The sequence below is a fragment of the Pseudoduganella violacea genome (assembly GCF_014191875.1).
Taxonomy (GTDB): Bacteria; Pseudomonadota; Gammaproteobacteria; order Burkholderiales; family Burkholderiaceae_D; genus Rugamonas; species Rugamonas violacea_A.
Genome location: NZ_JACHXD010000003.1, coordinates 1 through 19,904 on the forward strand (window position 1 = coordinate 1; position 19,904 = coordinate 19,904).

20 protein-coding genes are annotated in these 19,904 nt (G+C 62.8%); 9 read left to right on the forward strand and 11 right to left on the reverse strand.

The annotated features are described in order from the left end of the window. Positions 1 to 223 precede the first annotated feature (223 nt). The 6 genes from FHS03_RS05705 to FHS03_RS05730 all read right to left on the reverse strand — a co-directional run bounded on the left by FHS03_RS05705 (position 224) and on the right by FHS03_RS05730 (position 4,676). The gene (locus tag FHS03_RS05705) at positions 224 to 610 is read right to left on the reverse strand and encodes a hypothetical protein (protein ID WP_183440077.1); all 387 of its coding nucleotides are present in this window, start codon (positions 608 to 610) and stop codon (positions 224 to 226) included. Then, positions 598 to 1,101: a GNAT family N-acetyltransferase gene (locus FHS03_RS05710; RefSeq protein WP_183440078.1), complete on the reverse strand. Its 504-nt coding sequence runs from the start codon at positions 1,099 to 1,101 to the stop codon at positions 598 to 600. The genes FHS03_RS05705 and FHS03_RS05710 overlap by 13 nt, the downstream gene beginning before the upstream one ends. Positions 1,102 to 1,267: 166 nt before the next feature. After that, positions 1,268 to 1,834 carry a nucleotidyltransferase family protein gene (locus FHS03_RS05715; protein ID WP_229426088.1) on the reverse strand — a complete coding sequence of 189 codons (567 nt, stop codon included), beginning with the start codon at positions 1,832 to 1,834 and terminating at the stop codon, positions 1,268 to 1,270. A 114-nt stretch (positions 1,835 to 1,948) separates the two neighbouring features. Further along, the gene (locus tag FHS03_RS05720; protein WP_183440080.1) at positions 1,949 to 3,532 is read right to left on the reverse strand and encodes a methyl-accepting chemotaxis protein; all 1,584 of its coding nucleotides are present in this window, start codon (positions 3,530 to 3,532) and stop codon (positions 1,949 to 1,951) included. Between the two features lie 13 nt (positions 3,533 to 3,545). Then, positions 3,546 to 4,031, reverse strand: coding sequence for a chemotaxis protein CheW (locus FHS03_RS05725; RefSeq protein ID WP_183440081.1), 486 nt, complete (start codon positions 4,029 to 4,031; stop codon positions 3,546 to 3,548). Positions 4,032 to 4,169: 138 nt separating this feature from the next. Beyond that, a complete protein-coding gene (locus FHS03_RS05730; protein WP_183440082.1) occupies positions 4,170 to 4,676 on the reverse strand; it encodes an energy transducer TonB in 507 nt (168 codons plus the stop codon). Positions 4,677 to 4,806: 130 nt separating this feature from the next. Between FHS03_RS05730 and FHS03_RS05735 the strand changes: the two genes are divergently transcribed. From FHS03_RS05735 to FHS03_RS05750, 4 genes are all read left to right on the forward strand, one after another. After that, the gene (locus tag FHS03_RS05735; protein WP_183440083.1) at positions 4,807 to 5,472 is read left to right on the forward strand and encodes an HD domain-containing protein; all 666 of its coding nucleotides are present in this window, start codon (positions 4,807 to 4,809) and stop codon (positions 5,470 to 5,472) included. Continuing rightward, positions 5,469 to 6,755, forward strand: a complete 1,287-nt coding sequence (locus FHS03_RS05740) for an MFS transporter (protein ID WP_183440084.1) — start codon at positions 5,469 to 5,471, stop codon at positions 6,753 to 6,755. Before FHS03_RS05735 ends, FHS03_RS05740 begins: the two co-directional genes overlap by 4 nt. Before the next feature lie 67 nt (positions 6,756 to 6,822). After that, positions 6,823 to 7,662, forward strand: coding sequence for a substrate-binding periplasmic protein (locus FHS03_RS05745; RefSeq protein WP_183440085.1), 840 nt, complete (start codon positions 6,823 to 6,825; stop codon positions 7,660 to 7,662). Next, positions 7,659 to 8,603, forward strand: a complete 945-nt coding sequence (locus FHS03_RS05750; protein WP_183440086.1) for an EamA family transporter — start codon at positions 7,659 to 7,661, stop codon at positions 8,601 to 8,603. Before FHS03_RS05745 ends, FHS03_RS05750 begins: the two co-directional genes overlap by 4 nt. On the opposite strand, the gene FHS03_RS05755 is transcribed toward FHS03_RS05750, so the two are convergent. Beyond that, the gene (locus tag FHS03_RS05755) at positions 8,600 to 9,271 is read right to left on the reverse strand and encodes an SDR family oxidoreductase (protein ID WP_183440087.1); all 672 of its coding nucleotides are present in this window, start codon (positions 9,269 to 9,271) and stop codon (positions 8,600 to 8,602) included. The two genes, FHS03_RS05750 and FHS03_RS05755, sit on opposite strands and share 4 nt — an antisense overlap. Positions 9,272 to 9,439: 168 nt before the next feature. Between FHS03_RS05755 and FHS03_RS05760 the strand changes: the two genes are divergently transcribed. Further along, positions 9,440 to 10,390, forward strand: a complete 951-nt coding sequence (locus FHS03_RS05760) for an AraC family transcriptional regulator (protein ID WP_183440088.1) — start codon at positions 9,440 to 9,442, stop codon at positions 10,388 to 10,390. On the opposite strand, the gene FHS03_RS05765 is transcribed toward FHS03_RS05760, so the two are convergent. Further along, complete coding sequence (locus FHS03_RS05765) at positions 10,377 to 12,302, reverse strand: CocE/NonD family hydrolase (RefSeq protein WP_183440089.1); 1,926 nt, start codon at positions 12,300 to 12,302, stop codon at positions 10,377 to 10,379. The genes FHS03_RS05760 and FHS03_RS05765 overlap by 14 nt on opposite strands. A 155-nt stretch (positions 12,303 to 12,457) precedes the next feature. On the opposite strand from FHS03_RS05765, the gene FHS03_RS05770 reads away from it, so the two are divergent. The 3 genes from FHS03_RS05770 to FHS03_RS28610 all read left to right on the forward strand — a co-directional run bounded on the left by FHS03_RS05770 (position 12,458) and on the right by FHS03_RS28610 (position 14,728). Further along, positions 12,458 to 12,874 (forward strand): YXWGXW repeat-containing protein, encoded by a 417-nt coding sequence (locus tag FHS03_RS05770; RefSeq protein ID WP_183440090.1) that lies wholly within the window; start codon positions 12,458 to 12,460, stop codon positions 12,872 to 12,874. Positions 12,875 to 13,087: 213 nt separating this feature from the next. Further along, positions 13,088 to 14,101 carry a tryptophan--tRNA ligase gene (gene trpS / locus FHS03_RS05775; RefSeq protein WP_183440091.1) on the forward strand — a complete coding sequence of 338 codons (1,014 nt, stop codon included), beginning with the start codon at positions 13,088 to 13,090 and terminating at the stop codon, positions 14,099 to 14,101. 3 nt (positions 14,102 to 14,104) lie between these two features. Continuing rightward, positions 14,105 to 14,728, forward strand: coding sequence for a DUF1294 domain-containing protein (locus tag FHS03_RS28610; protein ID WP_371871603.1), 624 nt, complete (start codon positions 14,105 to 14,107; stop codon positions 14,726 to 14,728). On the opposite strand, the gene FHS03_RS05785 is transcribed toward FHS03_RS28610, so the two are convergent. Next, positions 14,681 to 16,024, reverse strand: coding sequence for an erythromycin esterase family protein (locus FHS03_RS05785; protein ID WP_183440092.1), 1,344 nt, complete (start codon positions 16,022 to 16,024; stop codon positions 14,681 to 14,683). The two genes, FHS03_RS28610 and FHS03_RS05785, sit on opposite strands and share 48 nt — an antisense overlap. 94 nt (positions 16,025 to 16,118) lie before the next feature. On the opposite strand from FHS03_RS05785, the gene FHS03_RS05790 reads away from it, so the two are divergent. Continuing rightward, positions 16,119 to 17,075, forward strand: coding sequence for a DMT family transporter (locus FHS03_RS05790; RefSeq protein WP_183440093.1), 957 nt, complete (start codon positions 16,119 to 16,121; stop codon positions 17,073 to 17,075). 72 nt (positions 17,076 to 17,147) lie between these two features. Here FHS03_RS05790 and FHS03_RS05795 read toward each other — a convergent pair whose 3' ends face one another. Further along, the gene (locus tag FHS03_RS05795) at positions 17,148 to 17,441 is read right to left on the reverse strand and encodes an H-NS histone family protein (protein ID WP_050408272.1); all 294 of its coding nucleotides are present in this window, start codon (positions 17,439 to 17,441) and stop codon (positions 17,148 to 17,150) included. Positions 17,442 to 17,717: 276 nt separating this feature from the next. Next, positions 17,718 to 19,796, reverse strand: coding sequence for a TonB-dependent receptor family protein (locus FHS03_RS05800; protein WP_183440094.1), 2,079 nt, complete (start codon positions 19,794 to 19,796; stop codon positions 17,718 to 17,720). Between the last annotated feature and the right edge of the window lie 108 nt (positions 19,797 to 19,904).

Sequence of the window (19,904 nt, forward strand, 5' to 3'; positions counted from 1 at the left end):
ATCAAATGTTTTACGTTTTCTTGTCGTCATGCTTTAACTCCTCAGATAGTGGATTTTCCACCTATTGAGGTGTCCGGGCAAATTAGACCACGGCAGTACTGCTCAACGGATACGACTTTGATTAATTCCATACCCTCTATCTCAACAGGTTGCTCGAAGGTCCGTTGATGGCCGATAACAGGCTATCGGAACTTCATCATACTCACGGATGAGCTGCGAAAGCTTATATTTCATATTTATCCTTCAGCTCAAGATAAACGCGCCGGCAATGTTCGAAGTATTCCTTTTCGTCGCGCTTTCTCTCCGCCGCAGCTTCTCCGCTAATAGGCGCATCTACTGCTGAGGTTTCGATCAGCTGGACGGTGATCGTGTCGCCAACCTGGAGCGGCTGCATCTTAAGCCATCCAAGATGCTCGTCCGATGCACCATCTCGCCGTCCAGTCAGACCACCAATACTCACATGCAGATCCACGGCTTGCTCGGTCCCATTTGGCATCGTTGCCGGTCCAAGCTGTCCCACGCAATTGATAATCGTGTTCAAAACCGCCAAATCATCGGCGCCTGCCACGATCGGCGCACCATCGTTGATGCTGACTTTTAAAGCATACATTCCTGGCTTCTCCATTCCATTTTCTGCACTTTGATGTGCGGATGGCTCTCCAATGTTTCCCATTCCGGCAAGAAGGAAAAACCCTGCTTTTGATAGAGCGCTACCGCCCGGCTGTTTTCGGGCGAGACGGTCAACACGATCCGCTGATGTCCTTTCGCACCGGCGCCGGTCTTCACGGCTTCCACCAAGCCAGCGGCAATTTCCTTGCCTCGAAATTCCGGATGCACCCACATGGCGATCAGATTGCATTCCGATGCGGCGCTTAGACCATAACCGATCAGTCCCACAGCCTTATCGCCGGCAAACGCCAGCAGATATGTTCGTGGCGTGCGGCCAGCAGCGTTGTCGCGCCACAGCTCTTCACCGCTGGCAGCGGCGGCCTCGTAATTCCATCCAAATGCGGTGGGCGATTCGAGCAAGGAGGCAAGCCGCAGTTCTTTCAAGGCTTCCCAATCGGATTCAGTAGTGGAGCGGATAACTATGGTGGACATAAAAGCTTTACTTAAACAGGTTGGTGCCGAATATCGCATCCAATGCTTTCGCATCAAGGCTTATTTCAGGGCTATCGGGTTAGCATAACATTTCAACAGCGCATCGTTGACACAGGCATGGGAAGCAATGGACTCCGCGTTCGGCGTTCGCATGAAACAAAGCTCCTTACAAAATCACCGAGGCCCGAGGCCATCGTTTTTCATACTGCTTTTGCTCGATCCGCTGGCGGTAAGTCTCCAGGCTGACGCGCGCCGGATTACGCCGTATCACCATGGCGAAGAGATCATCCAGGCCATGCGGCGCAATGACTTTCACCGCGCTGCTGGCGTCCAGAAAAACGCCAACCGAGGTGGCATATTCAGGCCAGGACGCCACCGCATCGTCCAGCGAGGCCAAAGCGCCTACAGCATGACCAAAGTGCTGTTCGAACCAGAGGTGAACGCGAGCCTGGTTGGAGACTTCCCATCTTTGCGATGGCATCAACTGCGACAGCCGCCGCTGCAAACCGGCCTCACGCTCGCCATCCAGATCATCGGCATCGAAGTAAGCCAGATCGATATCGGCAAGCTGGCTTGGCGCGGCGTAGCCGTGCAGATGGTCCCACACCAGATTGCGTACAGCTCCCGCGCCGATACACCACGACGCCAAGCCAAGGCTGGCGGCGCTGCGCAGACAGTCCATAAACCATGGCGTGGCGGCCGCGATGCCGGCCAGGCGCTGCTCCAGAAGCAAATTCGTTTCGTCTCTCATTCCAGCATGATATCGGGACGAAGCGCTTAAAGGTCCACCAACTGTCACAAAAGACAAAGGGCGCCGCAGCGCCCTTTGTTCAACAAGGAAAACGTATTACCGTCCCAGGCGCAGCGTATGTTTGCCGCCCGTCTGGCCGACGTTGAACACGCTGACCACTTGCGCCAGGCTGTGCGCCTGGTGCTGCATGGATTCGGCCGCCGCAGCCGATTCCTCGACCAGGGCCGCATTCTGCTGCGTGACCTGATCCATCTGACCGATAGCGCGCGAGACCTCTTCGATGCCCACGCTCTGTTCCGAGCTGGCCGCCGTGATTTCGGAAATGATGTCGCTGACGCGGTGCACGCTGGCGACGATTTCTTCCATCGTGCTGCCGGCTTCGGCCACCAGTTTGCTGCCCTGGTTGACCTTCTCCACGGAGTCGCCGATCAGTTCCTTGATCTCTTTCGCCGCCGACGCCGAGCGCTGCGCCAGATTGCGCACTTCCGACGCCACCACCGCGAAGCCGCGGCCCTGCTCACCGGCGCGCGCCGCTTCCACCGCCGCGTTCAGCGCCAGGATATTGGTCTGGAAGGCGATGCCGTCGATGACCGAGATGATGTCCACGATCTTGCGCGAGGATTCGTTGATCGACTCCATCGTGCCCACCACATTCGTCACCACACTGCCGCCGCGCACCGCCACCGAGGCGGCAGCGCTGGCCAGTTGATTGGCCTGGCGCGCATTGTCGGCGTTCTGACGCACGGTCGAAGTCAGCTCCTCCATCGAGGATGCGGTTTCTTCCAGCGCGCTGGCCTGTTCCTCGGTACGCGAGGAAAGATCCTGGTTGCCGGCCGCGATTTCGGAGGATGAGGTATTGATGCTGTCGGTGCCGTTGCGCACTTCGGTCACGATATTCAACAGCGATTGGTTCATATCCTTCAGTGCTTGCAGCAGTTGGCCGGTTTCATCACTGCCCGCCACGTCGATATGGCCGCTCAAATCGCCCGAGGCGACGCGGCGCGCGGCGTCCACGGCGCGGCCCAGCGGTGCGGTGATGCCCACGGTCAGCAGCCAGGCGCAGACGGCGCCAAAGCCGAGCACCAGCACCGACAGCACCAGCAGCAAGGTGCGGCTGTTGATGGCGATGCCTTCGATGTGGCGCGCGGTGGCGTCGATCTTCTCGCGCTGCATTTTCAGCAGATCCTGCACCAGCGATTGGTATTTGGCCGCGCCGGGCACGAAGGTTTTCTCGAACACTTCCTGCGCCGGTTCCAGTTCGCCCGCCGATTTCAGCTTGGCCACCTGGTCGCGCGAACTCAAATAAATCTTGCGCTGCTCCATGGACTTGGCGAACAGCGCCTTCTCATCCTCGTCCTGCAACAGGTCTTCGATTTTCTTTTGCAGTTCGGCCGACGCGGCGCTGGACGATTTTGATTCTTCGGCGAAATAGGCGCCCAGGCTCTGGTCGCTGCTGCGCGCGATGGCCGTGGTGCGGCGGATGGCGCTGTCGATGCGGCTGTGCCAGTCGCTGATCATGCGTTCCTTGGCCAGCGGGGTTTCCATCATGTCCTTGGTCGCTTGCGCTACTTGCTGCAGGCGCCACATGCCAATGCCGGTGATCAGCATGCAGAAAGCAAGAATGATGGCGAAGCCGATCGCCAGGCGTTTACCGATGCTGATGTGGTTCAATGCGTTCATGGCGGCAGCCTCCTCAGGCGACAGCGCTTTCGATCAGACCCATGTCTTCGCTGGACATCAGCTTGTCGATGTCCACCAGGATCAGCATGCGCTCTTCCAGCGTGCCCAGACCCACGATATGTTCGGTATTGATGGTCGAACCCATTTCCGGGGCCGCTTTGATCTGCTCGGGTTCGAGCGTGGTCACGTCGGACACGCTGTCCACCACCATGCCGACTACGCGCGAGCCGATGTTGAGGATGATGACGACGGTGAACTGGTTGTAATTCGGCGTGCCCAGGTTGAATTTGATGCGCATGTCCACGATCGGCACGATCAGACCGCGCAGATTGACCACGCCCTTGACGAATTCCGGCGCATTGGCAATACGGGTCGGCGTTTCGTAGCTGCGGATTTCGCTGACTTTCTGGATGTCGATGCCGTATTCTTCCTGGCCCAGGGTGAAGGCCAGGTATTCGGCTGCCGCGCCGGTCGATTGCACTTGTGCGTCTTGGGACATGATGATTCCTTATCGTGGGCGATTTACCGCGCCGCTGTATCACTTGCAGCACGAAAGTTCATTGGTAAATATCAGCCCTCAATGTTACCCCAAGCCAAGTCTTTTAGCAGCAAATTTAATGCCACGCAGCAACTAAAACTAGCGTTCGTGCGTCAATTCGGCCCTAAACAGGAAATTTTGCTGGCAAGGTTTCCCGCCACACAAGGCCGGCTTAAATTTGGTGGACATCAATACCAAAGCCATTGTTTCGCTGGCTCGCGCATCAGGCGTTTTATACACCAGCACATTTAACGGCTTGCCATCTCGGTCCACCACCACTTCCATATCGATCGCGCCATCCTCATAGATATACCCGTGAATTGTGTGCATCGCCTTGTAGATGCTGGCCAGACCTTTTTCCGGGAAGGGAGGCTCGTCGCCCTCACCCATACTGGCGTAGGGGGCTTTTACGATCAGCTGCTGCTCCGGCGTCAAGTCCCCATAGCTCTTATTCAAAGGCAGCCGGCCAATCGCGGCGTCACGTTTGATATTGCTGCCAATCGGCGGGTCGTCCCGCTTCAGCGTATAGCGCTCCTGAGCAAGCGCCCCCATGCTCGCTGCCAGTAAAGTGCCAATCAAGGCCACCATCAAACTTGCAATACGCATACCGCCCCCGGGGTTATCGAAAAAATATTATTATCCCAGAACAATAAATTAACAACTACGAGTTACAACGAGGCTGCTGCATTCATGCCACAATGGCGTGCTTCCCCGAACCCGAAACAGAAGAGCAAGAATGAATGAACTGTTGAACAGCTGGCAGCCGCGTCTGATCGCGCTGGCCAACGCGGCGAGCGACAGCGATGGCGCGCACGACACCAGTCATTTGCATCGCGTCTGGCGCAACGCCTCCCTGCTGCTGAACGATTATCCCGAGGCCGATGCGCTGGTCGTGCTGGCGGCCTGCTATCTGCACGATCTCGTAAACCTGCCCAAGAATCACCCGGAACGCCATCTGGCTTCGCGCCAGGCCGCGGTGCTGGCGCAGCAGCAGCTGGCCGCGCTGGACTTCCCGCCCGAACGCCTGGCCGCCGTGGCGCATGCGATCGAAACGCACAGCTTCTCGGCCGCCCTGCCGCCGCACACCATCGAAGCCAAGATCGTGCAGGACGCCGACCGCCTCGACGCCCTCGGCGCCGTCGGCCTGGCACGCCTGTTCTACACCGCCGGCCGCATGGGCTCAGCCCTGGCACACGCCGATGATCCGCTGGCCGAGCGCCGCGCGCGCGACGACAAGGCCTATTCCCTCGACCATATCGAAGTCAAGCTGGCCACCCTGCCCGGCATGATGCAGACCGCCGCCGGCAAACGCCTCGGCATGGAACGCATGCAGCAGCTCTACGCCTTCCGCGACAATTTCGTGGCCGAGTGGACCGCGCTGCCAGCCACAGAGGCGCCATGAGCCAGCCTGAAATGCAGACCTCCGCCAGCGGCAGCCAAAGCACGGCCGACGCCAATGGCGCGGTCAATGGCGGCCGTCTCGGCTTCGTACTGGTCTCCATCTTTATCGACATGCTGGGCCTGGGCCTGGTGGTACCGGTGCTGCCACTGCTGGTGGGCGAATTCGTCCCGGTGCGCGACCAGCAGGCGCTGTGGTACGGCATCATGGGCGCCATCTTCGGCCTGATGCAGTTCTTCTGCATGCCGATACTGGGCGCGCTCAGCGACCGCGTGGGCCGCCGCCCGGTGCTGCTGTATTCGATGGCCGGCATGGGCCTGAGCTTCCTCATCACCGCCTGGGCGCCCAGCCTGGCCTGGCTGCTGCTGGCGCGCGTGGTAGGCGGGATGTCCTCGGCCAGCATGGCGGTGGCGTCGGCTTACGCCTCCGATATCTCGACGCCGGAAAACCGCGCCAAGAGCTTCGGCAAGATCGGCGCCTCCTTCGGCCTGGGTTTCATCTGCGGCCCGATGCTGGGCGGCCTGCTGGGCGATATGAGCCTGCACCTGCCCTTCGTCATCGCCGCCGCGCTGTCGGCCGCCAACTTCATCTACGGCTGGTTCTTCGTGCCGGAATCGCTGCCAGCCGAACGGCGCGGCAAATTCAATCTGTCGAAGCTCAATCCTCTGGCCGGCCTGGCGCGCCTGGGCCGCCGCCGCGACATTCGTGGCCTGCTGGTCGCCTACGGCTTCATGGTCCTGGCCCAGGTCGGACTGCACAGCACCTGGGTGCTGTACAACCACTTCCGCTTCGGCTGGAATCCAACCCAGAACGGCATTTCCCTGTTCTGCGTGGGCCTGATGGCGGCCGTGGTGCAGGCCGGTCTGCTCGGCATGCTGATCAAACGCTTCGGCGAAGTGAAGCTGGCCCTCATGGGCCTGGGTTCGGGCTTCGTCGTGTATATGCTGTATGGCATGGCGACGCAGGGCTGGATGATGTATGTCTTCATCTTCTGCAACCTGCTGGCCTTTACCACGGGGCCGGCTATGCAGGCCATCTTCTCCAAATCCACGCCGCCGGCCGAACAGGGCGAGTTGATGGGCTCCCTGCAATCGATCAACGCGGTCGGCATCATCTGCATGCCCCTGATCGGCAGCGCGATCCTGGGCGAGGTGAGCCACCTGCCCGCCGGCGACTGGCGCATGGGGGCCAGCTTCTTCATGTGCGCCATCCTGCAGGGCCTGGCGATTGTCGTGGCAAGGCGCTATTTCACCCGCAGCAGCTTGGCTTTTCAGGCAAATTCATAGAGAATGAAGTCAGCCAGGACGCCAGCCTGCGGGGGCGGGCAGCGTCCGGCGTCTTGAGCGAGATGCCATGAAGAGCAGACTTTCCCATCGCTGGCCTGCCTGGAGCCGGACTGCGGCGCTGACGCTGTGGCTGGCCTGCGCCGCCGCCCCAGCCATGGCCAGCGGCTGCTCGCGCGACATCATCGTCCCCGTCGCCCCCATCGGCGTCAGCGTGGTCGTCAACGGCAGCAGCGTGGAAGGCATTTACGCCGACATGCTGCGCAGCCTGGGCGCCAAGGCCGGCTGCAATTTCGTCTTTTCGGTGGTGCCGCGCGCGCGCCTGGAAGTCATGTTCGAAAGCGGCAAGGCCGACCTGCTGCTGCCCGCCAACCGCACCCCGGCGCGCGACCTGCTGGGCCACTTCATCCCCATGATCGGCCACCGCGCCACCCTGATCACCCTGCCCAGCGAACGTCCGCCCATCCGCAATGCCCAGGAGCTGCTGGAAAAGCACGAGCTGCGCGTGGCCGTGGTGCGCGGCTTCGACTACGGCGAGCAATACCAGTCCATCGTGCGCGAGCTGACGCGCCAGGGACGCCTGTTTCTCGAAGTCGACGCCAACGCCGTGGCGCGTCTGATGAATGTCGGTTCGGTCGACGTCACCATCATGGGGCCGACCATCCTGGCCGCCGCCATCCGCCGCGAGCCGCGCGTGCAGGGATTGATGGAGAAGCTGCGCATCGAACCGATCCCCGAGCTGCCCTGGGGCCATAGTGGAGTGTACTACTCGCGCCGCTCGCTGAACGCGGAAGACCAGGCCGTCCTGCGCGAGCTGCTGGAAAAGGCCGCCAAATCTGGAGCCGTGTACGAAGGCTTCCAGCGCTACCACCGTCCCGACGTGATGTCAGAAAGCGTACGCCCCCGTTGAATCCCACTGTTGTCGCGATTGTCCTGCTGGCGGCTTTTCTCCACGCAGGCTGGAACGCCCTTGTCAAAGCCGGCAAGGATGCCTTTCTGACCAGCGTGCTGGTTGCATCGGGCGCGGCCCTGATCTCGCTGGCCGCCCTGCCCTTCCTGCCTGCCCCCGCGCCGGCCAGCCTGCCCTATGTACTGGCATCGACGCTGATCCACTTCTTTTACTACGGCCTGCTGTCCGCGGCCTACCGCCATGGCGACATGAGCCTGGCTTACCCTTTGATGCGCGGCAGCGCCCCGCTGCTGGTCGCCGTCGCCAGCCGGCCCCTGCTCGGCGAAGTCCTGAATCCGCAACAATACCTCGCCATCGCCTACATCTGCAGCGGCATTTTCGGCCTCTACCTCGCCACCCGCCGCCCCACTCCAGCCGAGGCCGCCGGATCGGCCGTCCCGTCCACCTTGGGGGCAGACCCCAATCGGACACGAGCACGGCTAAAGGACGCACAAGCTACAGCCGCCCCCACGGGTTCGGCTCGGCGGGCGACGCTGTTTGCGCTGCTGAATGCGGTGGCGATTGCGGCGTATACGCTGGTCGATGGGATCGGGGCGCGCAAGTCGGGCGCGCCGGCGGCCTATACGATGTATCTGTTTGTGCTGACAGCCATTGGCCTGCTGGCGTGGACGCTGGCGCGGCGGCCGGCCGCTTTGCGCGCCTACGCCCGCCAGCATTGGCGCGTGGCTTTGCTGGGCGGCCTGGGTACGCTGGCTTCCTACGGCCTGGCGCTGTGGGCGATGACGGTGGCGCCGGTGGCCGCCGTGGCGGCGCTGCGCGAGACCGCCATCCTGTTTGCGGCGGCCATCGCGGCGCTCTTCCTGCGCGAGAAGATCGGCTGGCGCCGCGCCGCCGCGATCGGCTTCATCGCCGGCGGCGCGGCCTTGATGCGCTTCGCCTAGCCGGAACCGGTCTGCGGGCCTGCTCCGTCGCCGCTGGCATCGGCGCTTTCGGGTAGCACGATGGCACTGCGGATGGCGTGGGCCAGCGCGCCGGCGCTATCGTCCTGGCCGCAGGACGACACCAGGCTGACGCGAATCTCGCCGCCCACTTCCTGCCGCAGCCCTGCCGAAATCGCCGCCACCGCCGAACGGGTGGCGCAGTAGACGGCGGCTTCGGCGCCGACCTGCTGCCCATAACCGCCGCCGATATTGACGATCTGGCCCGCGCGCGCCACCTGCATCAGCGGCAGCACCGCCGCGATGCTGTGCAAAACGCCGCGCACATTCACGTCGATCATGCGGTCCCATTCGCGGATCTTCATCGCATCCAGCCGCGAAAGCGGCATCTCGGCATGGCTATTTACCAGCACATCGACGCGGCCATGCTTGCGGTGCGCGGCCAGCGCGAAGCTTTGCGCGTCGTCGGCGTCGGTCACGTCCAGCAGGTGCAGGTCGGCCTGGCCGCCGGCGCTGCGGATTTCTTCGCCCAGCCGCTCCAGGCTGCGGCGGCAGGAACCGCCCAGCACCAGGCGGTGGCGGTCGCGCGCCAGCAGGCGGGCCGCCGCCGCGCCCACTTCGCCGCAGGCGCCGGTAATCAGGATCACTTTGGATGAATGACGCTTTTTCATGCTTGCCTCCATACTGTTGGTCGATAACAGAAAGTCTAGGCGGCGCAGCGCGCGCGGGCATGCACGAAAATACGCAATTCTTGCCTAATCCTCTTTCCGCTCTCGCGCGAACGGTAAAATGGCGCAAAATAGCTGCCTGAATCTATTGCCAACCGCCGATGGAGCCGTATGAGCGCATCCCCCGATCCCAACCTGGCGCGCCAGGTCCGCATGGCGCAGCTGATCGACCGCCTTGCGCCGGACGAGGGCTATACCCTGTGCACCCTGCCCGGCCTGCGCTTCATGCGCGCCAACCGCTCGGTGGCGCGCACGCCAGTGCTCTATGAGCCGAGCATCGTGGTGGTCTGTTCGGGGCGCAAGCGCGGTTATATGGGTGGACGGGTATACCACTACAACGCCCAGCAGTTCCTGGTGCTGTCGGTGCCGCTGCCGTTTGAAGGCGAGACCGACGCCAGCGAGGCGGAACCGATGCTGGCGATGTCCATCCCCATCGATCTGCAGGTGGCGGCGGAAATAGCGATGGAGCTCGATAATGCGGGTGTGCGCATCGCCGAAGCGCCGCTCGGCATCATGTCCTCGCCGCTGGACGAGCGCTTCGGCAATACCCTGCTGCGCCTTCTGGAAGCCCTGCTCTCGCCGGTGGAAGCGCGCCTGCTCGGCCCCGGCATCCTGCGCGAAATCCTGTATTGCGTGATGACCGGCAGCCAGGGCGGCGCCCTGCGCGCGGCGCTGGCCCACCGCAGCCAGTTCGGCAAGATCAGCAAAGCCCTGCTGCGCATCCACCGCGACTACGCCGGGCCTATCGACGTCGCCACGCTGGCGCAGGAAGCCGGCATGAGCCTGGCCGCGTTCCACGCCGGCTTCAAGGCCGTGACGCTGACTTCGCCCATCCAGTATTTGAAGACGACCCGCCTGCACAAGGCGCGCCTGCTGATGGCGCAAAGCGGGCTGAATGCGGCCACCGCCTCCAGCCGCGTGGGCTACGAAAGCAGCTCGCAGTTCAGCCGCGAATTCAAGCGCTACTTCGGCCGCACGCCGCTGGAAGAGGCGCGCCAGATGCGCGGCCTGCTGACGCAGGCGCCCGGCGCCGCCGAATCGCCCTTCGTCAGCGCGCAGTAGGACTCACCACCGGCAGCTCGATGAAGCTGTCGTGGTAGATGCGCTGCGTGGCCTTCTTATAGTCCCCCGGCTTGGCGTAAAAGATGTTCGGCACATAGCTCTGGGGATTGCGGTCGTACAGCGGGAACCAGCTCGATTGCACCTGCACCATCAGGCGGTGGCCGGGCTGGATCACGTGGTTCACATTGGGCAGCGCAAAGCGGTAAGTCTGCACCTCGTTGGCCGGAATGGCGGATGGCTTTTCCAGGCTGTCGCGGTAGCGCCCACGGAAAATATCCATGGACAGCGCCAGCTGATAGCCGCCCAGCTCCGGCTGCGAAGGCACTTCGTCGGGATAGACGTCGATCACCTTGACCACCCAGTCGGCGTCGCTGCCGCTGGTCGACGCCGCCAAGTGCACCTGCGGCGCGCCGGACAGCGTGAGGGGCGCCTTCAGCGGCTCTGAGACATAGGTCAGTACGTCCGGCCGGTCGGAGGCGAAGCGCTGGTCGCTCACCAGCCATGGCCGCCACACATTGGCGTCGCCCATGCGCACCGGGCGCGGCACGAAAGGCACGGGCTTGGCCGGATCGGCCACATATTCGTCGTAGCCGGGAGCCGCGCCGGCCTTGGGCGCCTCGAAGCCCAATTTGAAGCCTTCCTTCAGATACACCAGGCGCGCCGCCGATGGGCAGCCTTCGGCGCAGGACAGCGGCCAGCGCGGCAGGCGCTGCCAGCGGTTGCTGCCGGTCTGGTAGAACCACACGGGCGGCGTGTCGGCGGCCGGCGCGCCGTCCTTCAGATACTGGTTAAGGAAGGGCTGCATCACGTCGCGCCTGAACTGGTAGGCCGTATCGCCATTGAATTTGAGCGCGCCCAGGCTGGAGCCTTCGTAATTGACGCCGCTGTGGCGCCATGGGCCGACCACCAGGAAGTTCATGCGGTTGTCCTTGTCCTGCGGTTCCAGCGCGGCATAGGTGGCGTAGGGGCCATAGATATCCTCCTGATCCCACTGGCCCACCACGTGCATGGTCGGCACGCTCAGCTTGCGCGCGCCGAGAATGCGGTCGAGCGCCTGCTCCTGCCAGAAGCTGTCGTAAGCCGGATGTTCGAACAGCTTCTTGGTGAAGTTCAGGCGCTCCAGGCCAAAGCGCTTGGCGTAGCCGTAGGCGGAACCGGCGCGCAGCATGCTCTCGTATTCGTCGAAAATGCCGGTCGCCAGCTGCTCGCCGCCGCCGCGCGCCGCGGTCTGGCTGGCGATATAGGACATGGTGGGCATGCGGAAGGCGCCGTTGTGGAACCAGTCGTCGCCGCGCCAGCCATCGACCATGGCGCTCATTGGCACCGCCACTTTCAGCGCCGGATGCGGATCAGCCAAGGCCATCAGCACGGTAAAGCCTTCGTAGGAGGAACCCAGCATGCCTACCTTGCCATTGCTCTCGGCGACATTCTTCACCAGCCAGTCGATGGTGTCCCAGGCGTCGGTGCCGTTATCGGTCTTGCTCTTATTGAGCGGGCCGCGCAAAGGTCGCGTCATCACATACTCACCTTCCGAACCATGCTTGCCGCGCACGTCCTGGAACACGCGGATATAGCCCTCGCCGGCAAACACCTCGTCGCCCTGCGGCAGGGTGGCCAGCATGCTGGGACTGACGCTGCGCTGGGCGCGCTTGGCGGCGTTGTAAGGCGTGCGCGTCAAGATCATGGGCGCTTTGAGCGCGCCCTTGGGAATCACGATCACGGTATGCAGCTTGACGCCGTCGCGCATCGGGATCATGACCACGCGCTTGATATAGTCGGCGTTGTCGTCCGGCGCTTCCAGACGCGGCCCGATATCGGGCGTCATCGGCGAAGTCTGGGCCAGCGCGGCGCTGCCGGCGAAAGCGGAAAGCAGAATCAGTCCGGACAGCCGGACGGATGGGGAAAGGCGCATGCGAAGTCTCCTGAATAATCTGTTCTTCTGCGGCCCGGGACTGGATGCCTGGACTCAGGGCGATACTAGCATGCCCGATAGTAAGAGCGTGCGCGCACAGATGGCCTTGCCTGTTGCGGCGACACTGGAGCGGCAAAATCAAAGAGGAGCTAATCATGAACAAGCTACTGATCGCAGCCCTGCTGGCGTTTGGCGGGGCCGTGGGGATGCTGCCGCAACCGGTCGCCGCGGCCGATATCATCGTGGTGCGCACCGAACCGCCGCCGCCGCGCAGCGAGCCGGTGCCGGAGGCGCGCCGCGGCTATGTATGGGCGCCCGGTTACTGGCGCTGGAGCGGCAACCATTATGTCTGGGTGCGCGGCAAATGGATGCGCGCGCGCCATGGCTACCACTGGCGCCCGTCGACCTGGGAGTCGCGCGGCGACCGCTGGCAGATGCAGCACGGCGGCTGGGTGCGCGGCGATGGCGACCGCGATGGCGATGGCATCCCCAACCGGATGGACCGCGACCGCGACAACGACGGCGTGCCGAACCGCTACGACGCGCGCCCCAACAACCCTGAACGGCGCTGAACGGCCGTGGCGGCGCTGCGACTTGACAGCGGGCCGCCAAACTGCAACCATAACGGCATGAAAGCAATTCAATCACATCCGTCTAGTCTGTCCTGGTGGCGCCGCTGACAGCGAGCGGCCACTGCAAAGTGATGTGATTTTAATATCAACGCCGCCTCAGCCAGGTGGCGTTTCTTATGGCGCAGCTGACGGGGGCAAGTACAAGGAACCCCGATGAGCAAGCCCTCCACCCCTGACGTGATCCTGACCGGCGACCGCCCAACCGGTCCGCTGCACCTCGGCCATTACGTCGGCAGCCTGCGCAACCGCGTCACGTACCAGAACCAGTACAAGCAGTTCATCATGCTGGCCGACTCGCAAGCGCTGACTGACAATATGGATGACACCAACAAGGTGCACCGTAATGTGGTCGAAGTGGCGCTGGACTATCTGGCCGTGGGCATCGACCCGGCCAAGTCCACCATCCTGATCCAGTCGCAGATTCCGGAACTGGCCGAACTGACCTTCTACTACCTGAATATGGTGACGGTGGCGCGCCTGGAGCGCAATCCGACCGTGAAGGCGGAAATCGTGCTGCGCGGCTTCGAACGCGATATCCCGGCCGGCTTCCTTACCTACCCGGCGTCGCAGGCGGCCGACATCTCGGCCTTCAAGGCCTCCCTGGTACCGGTGGGCGAAGACCAGATTCCGATGATCGAGCAGACCAACGAAATCGTGCGCCGCTTCAACCGCATTGCCAACCGCGACCTCCTGGTCGAATGCAAGGCGCTGGTGCCGGAAATCGGCCGCCTGCCAGGCATCGACGGCAAGGCCAAGATGTCCAAATCGCTGGGCAACACCATCAATCTGGGCGCCACGGCCGAGGAGATCACCGCCGCCGTGAAAAAGGTGTATACCGATCCGCTGCACCTGCGCGTGCAGGACCCCGGCCACCTGGAAGGCAATGTGGCCTTCATCTACCTGGACGCCTTCGACACCGACAAGGCGGCGCTGGAAGAAATGAAAGCCCACTATGTGCGCGGTGGCCTGGGCGACTCGATCGTGAAGAAGCGCCTGGAAGTGGTGCTGCAAGAGATGCTGGCGCCGATCCGCGCCCGCCGCGAAGAGTACGCGAAGGACAAGGGCTATGTGATGCAGGTGCTGAAGGAAGGCACGGCGCACGCGCGCGAAGTGGCGGCCCGCACCGCCGACGAAGTCAAAGCGGCCCTCGGCCTGAGCTACTTCTAAACCGTGGCCGCAGCCAGCAAGGAAGGCCGCGACGGCGGCAGGGCCAAGGTCTCCACTGCCGGCGCATCCGGCCGTGGCAAGGCTGCTGGCGGCGGCTCGGCGCGCGCCACACCAGCGCGTAGCGGCACGAACAAAGGTGACGGCGCTGGCCGCGGCGGCGCCAAAACCACTGGCCGCGGCACGGCGGCCAAAGGCGATTTCGTCAAGCGCGGCGGACGCGCCGATGCCGGCCAGGGCGGCGGCGCGGCTGGCGCCTGGAGCTATCTCGCCCTGCCCGTCTTCGCCCTGCTCTATCTGGTGGCCGTCCTCAAATGGAAGCTGGACCAATGGCCAGCCGCCGTCTACGGCGTGGCCAGCGTGCTGGCGTTCATCTTCTACGCCATCGACAAATCGGCGGCGCGCTCCGAACGCTGGCGCACGCCCGAATCCACCCTGCTGCTGCTTGGCCTGGCCTGCGGCTGGCCCGGCGCCCTGCTGGCCCAGCAATGGCTGCGCCACAAAACCGTCAAAACCTCCTTCCAACTGATGTTCTGGACCACGGTGCTGCTGAACATGGCCGCTTTCGCCGCCTACGCCCGCTTACAGGCCGGAGGGGTAAGTCTCGGGCGTCTCCTCGCGCTGCCATAGGGCGGAAGACTCCATCGGCGGCAGCGCCGTGCTGTGGTCGATATGGATCAGGGCATCGAACTGGCGCGCCGTGTCGGCATAAAAATAGTGGCTCTGGCGCTCCGTCTCCGGCCGGTAGATGACGCCGATGGCGCGCTGCAGATAGCGCCCCGGCAAACGTTCCAGCGCGCTGTCATGGCCGCGTAGCGGCAGCAGGAAATTGCCCTGACCCGTGGCGTGCAGCAGGTGCTCGATACTGCCCGGCAGCGAAGGCACGATGTGCATCAGCTGCGCCGGGCCATCCCATTCCGAAGCCGCCGTCACCGCCCCAGTGTGCGTGGTAAAGCCAAGCAGGAAGGAATCTTCGCGCCGGTAACGCTCGCGCACCAGCTGCCCCAGATTCAATTGCCCCTGCTCGCCCGGCTCGGTGGCGCGCGCATCGCCCAGATGCGAGTTGTGCGCCCACACTACCAGCCGCGCCGGTTTACCGTTGCGCAGGGTGAGATGTTCGCGCAAGGCTTCCAGCGTGTCGGCCATATGCGTGTCGCGCACATTCCACGACGCTTCGCGGCCCAGGAACATGGCGCGGTAATAGGCTTCGGCATTGCGCGCCACGCGCGCGTTCTGCTGGGCGTAAAACAATTCATCCGGCACGCCGCCGGCCGGCGCGGCCGACAATTGCCGCGCCGCCTGCCGGCCCAGCTCATTCAGCTGCTGCAGCAGCTCCTGCGCGCAGTTCTCGCGCAAGCCATAGGCGGCGGCATAGCCGTACAACTGGGGATCGCCGCCCACATGGTCCATGCAGGCATAGCGCTGGCGCGCCCGCCGCGCCGCTGCCGGATCAGCCAGGTCCAGATAGGCCAGCACCGCTGCCATTGAAGCGTGCAGGCTATACAGGTCCAGGCCATAGAAGCCCGCGCGGCGCGCCGGACTGACGGCATGGGTGTTGTGCACGCGCAGCCAGTTCACCAGCTGCAGCACTTCCTCGTTACGCCACATCCACTGCGGGAAGCGCTTGAAATTGGCCAGGGCCTGCTCGGCGCTTAGATCGCCGCCGCCATGCTGCACAAAGCGGCTGACGCGCAACGCGTCCGGCCAGTCGGCTTCGACGGCGATGGCGTCGAAGCCCTTTTCCACGATCAGGCGGCGGCTGATCTCCGCGCGCAGCCGGTAGAATTCGCGGCTGCCATGGGTCGCTTCGCCCAGCAGCACCAGCGCGGCGCCGCCGATGCAGTCGAGCAGATAATCGACATCGTCGCTGTGGGCGATGGCTCTGGCCTCGCCGGCCAGCGCGTCAATACAGGCTTGCTCGCTCATGGCTCACCTCCTTGCTGCAAGATCTATCTGCACGATAGTCCAAGCTGTGAGAAACTGTCGCAGCCTTAAAATCAGGAAAGAAACAGGAAGAAGTATGTGGAATGGGGTTCTGTGCGGCCTGCTGGCCGGCGCCATGTGGGGCATGGTCTTTATCGTGCCGGAGCTGCTGGCCGCTTTCTCGCCGCTGGAACTGGCCGTGGGCCGCTATGTGGCCTATGGCGTCATCGCGCTCGGCCTGATGGCGCCGCGCCTGTCCGGCCTGCTGCGCCGCTTGGAGCGCAGCGATTGCAGCGCGCTGCTGCGCCATGCGCTGTCCGGCAATATCGTCTACTACATGTTCGTCGCGCTGGGCGTGAAGCTGGCCGGCGTGGCGCCGACCTCGCTCATCGTCGGCGTACTGCCGATCTCCGTCACCCTGATGGGACGCAAGGACCACGGCGCCCTGCCCCTGCGCCAACTGGCCCTGCCGCTGCTGGTGGCGGCCGCCGGCATCGCCTGCATCAATATCGATGTGTTCGCGCATACGCAGAGCACGGGCGGCCAGCTTGGCCGCACCATCGTCGGCCTGCTGTGCGCCACCGGCGCCCTGCTGTGCTGGAGCTGGTACACCCTGGACAATGCACGCTACCTGAAACGCCACCACCATTTCAGCAGCGCCGAATGGTCGGCCCTGTATGGCCTGGCGACCGGCCTGATCGCCCTGCTGATCGGCGCCGTGGCCTTCGCCATCTGGCACCAGGATGTGACGGGCGCGGCCGGCGCGGCCAGCGGCCGCGATTGGACACGGTTCTGGATCTGCAACAGCCTGCTCGCCCTGGGCGCCTCCGTCATCGGCAACCATTTGTGGAATGTGGCCAGCCGCCGCGTGCCGGTCACGCTCTCGGGCCAGCTGATTCTGTTCGAAACCCTGTTTGCCCTGCTGTATGGCTTTATCTATAAGCAACAATTCCCGCGGCCGCTGGAAATCGCCGCCATCGTGCTGCTGGTCGCGGGCGTGCTGTGGTCGGTTCATGCCCACGCCCAGGAAGAAAAAGCCGTCAGCCCGGCCTGAAAACAGTTCGGCCCGCGCAAGGCGGGCCGATTCCTGAACTGCCGCGCCCAGCCGGGCCGGCTTTCCTGAGACTTACTTGATCAGGAACTGGTTTTTGTCTTTGCCTTCCAGCCACTTTGGTGCGCGGCCGCGGCCGGTCCAGGTTTGGCCGGTGACATCGTCGCGGTATTTCATCGGCACTGGGGCGCGTGGCTTTACCGGTTTATTGCTGCGTGCGGCTGGGCCCAGATCGGCCAGGGTCAGACCATATTCGCGCATAAGGCTGGCGATTTTCTCTTTAGCCTGGGTCAGTTCGTTTTTGCGCGCGTTATCGGCCAGATTTTGCAGCTCGGCGATCTTTGCCTGATATTCCTGGTAGGTGGTCATCTCGGTTTCCTTTATGGGTTACGGGGCGAATTTCGTGATCTGGGCTTGCTTTAAACGGCAACAAAAACCCGTGGTGTGACAATCGGTGAGAATTCTAAGCGAAATTTACCACAAGTGCGACAGGATATTCTAGTTATATGTGTAATAAATTCGGCGGTGGAATGCAAGGTGATTTGATTCCACAACACTTTACGATGAATATAAGCGACAAAATGGCGGCGGGCGGTGGAAAAAACCACCGCCCGCCGGGAAGAATAATTCAGAAATGAAAGGTGTTTAGAAAGCGGCGCGCAGTTGTACAAATACCATGCGCGAGGCACCCGGCAGCTTGCCCAGATTGGTATCGGTGGTACGGGTGAATGTGCGCTTATTGCCGAGATTATTCACGCCCAGCTGCACCTCATAGCCTTTATAGCCCGGCACCAGCCAGCTGACATTCGCATTCCACAGGCGGTAGCCGGGAATCAGTCCCAGCGCCCCATTCGCGCTTTCGGCCACGGTATTGGCATCGTCGGCATATTGTTTCGACTGGTGCGTGGTATTCAAGTCGAAGCGCCAGGCGCCGCGCTGGTAGAGCAGACCCTCGGTATCGGTATGGCGCGAATAGAATGGCACGTCATTGCCGGAATATACCCCTTGTTTCTGCGTGGCCTTGGTATACGCATACGTGGCATAGGCGCTCAGGCCAGCCAGGGCGCCGCTGCGGTCGAAAGCATAGTCGGCGCGCGTTTCCACGCCGCGATGGCTGGTTTTGCCCAGGTTTTTATAGTAAACCGGCGGTGTATTGACATATACAATCTGGTTCGAGAAATTCAGATTGAAGGCGGTGGCTTCCAGTTTCCATTGCTTTCCGGCATAACGCGCGCCCAGCTCGGCCGTTTTCGCGGTTTCCGGTTTCAGGCTGTCGGCCGAGTTTTGCAGATTCAGTTGCAAATGCTGGATACTGCCGAACGAGGTGTTGTAATTGGCAAACAGCGTCAATTCCCGGTTCAGCAAATAGGCCAGGTTCAGCGAAGGCAAGGCCTTGGTATTTTTGATCGCTTCATGGAACGCGGCCAGGCGATTATCGCGGCCCATTTCAATGTTCTCGTAGCGCAGGCCCGGCGTCACGCGCCATTTGCCGTAGGCGATCTGGTCGTCGATATACAGGGAATGGGCGTCGGTGGTATTCGCCGAGGAACGCGCCAGGGTCGCCGCGCCATTGCTGATGCGGGTATTGATATTCCTTTCGTCGGCGCGTTCGCGCAGGAAGCGGTAACCGACCGTGACGTCGTTGCGCAGCGCGCCCAGTTCAAAGCGCTGGGTATAGCGCGGCTCGATGCCGAGTACACGGTAATTGCGCGGCTGATTGCTGATCGAGGTGGCCACGCCATCGATGCCATTCGCCAGACCGCTTTGGCGCGCGCTGTCGTTGTAATAAGCGCGGATTTCCAGTTCCTGGGTCGCCGACAGCGTATGCAGATAGCCGATATCGAAGCTGCTGCGATGGCCGCTCCAGAAATCGGATTTACGGTAAGACTTGGACGGATCGAGATTGTATTGCGCCACCGTCAAACCACCGGGAATGCTGGAACGCGCGCTGTAATAGGCCAGCTTGGCCGTCAGCTCGGCATTCGGACCCAGCGGATAACTGAATTTCAGCGCCAGATCGTCCACCTTGTCGGTGCTGTGCTCGCGGTAACCCGAGCCGTCGACGCCCGAATACAGCAGGGCCATGCCCAGGCCGCCTTCGGCGCGGCCGCCGATGAAGGCGTTGTACAGGGTGCTGGAATTGCCGCCCTCGAATTTGTTATAGCGCACCGAGGCGTCACCGACGAAATCGGCGTTCGGGAGGGGGCGCGTCTTGAAGTTGATGATGCCGCCCACGTTCTGTGGGCCGTAGCGCACCGCGCCGCCGCCACGCACCACGTCGACCGACTCGATATTGGCCAGCGAGACGGGGGCGAAGGACAGCTGGGGCTGGCCATACGGCGCCACGGACAGCGGAATGCCGTCCAGCAGCACGGTGGAGCGCGGCGAATAGCGTCCCTCCAGGCCGCGCACGCCGATATTCAGCGAAATGGCGCTGCCGCCGCTGGACGAGTTGTCCGTCACCTGCACGCCGGGAATGGCGCGCATCACATCGCTGATGCTGGTGGCGCCCGAGGCCTGGATGTCCTCGCGCTTGACCACGGTGCGCGCGCCGGCGAAGTTCTTTACGCTCTGCTGGCCGGAACCAAGCCAGTTGCCCACCACTTGCACGGTTTCCATCGCCGTCTCGCCCTGGGGCGCGTTTTGCGCGGCGGCGCTGTGGGAAATAAGGATCAGGCAGGCGGCGCCGATGGCGCTCAGACGGAAGGAGTGAACTTTAGACATGGTGGCGGCGGCAGCGGACAACGGCGGAATAAAAAGCAGGTAGTGTAGCAATAATGCGAATAATTCTCAATTGCACATTGCTAGCCGCCTGCCCTTCCCCCGCCGTGG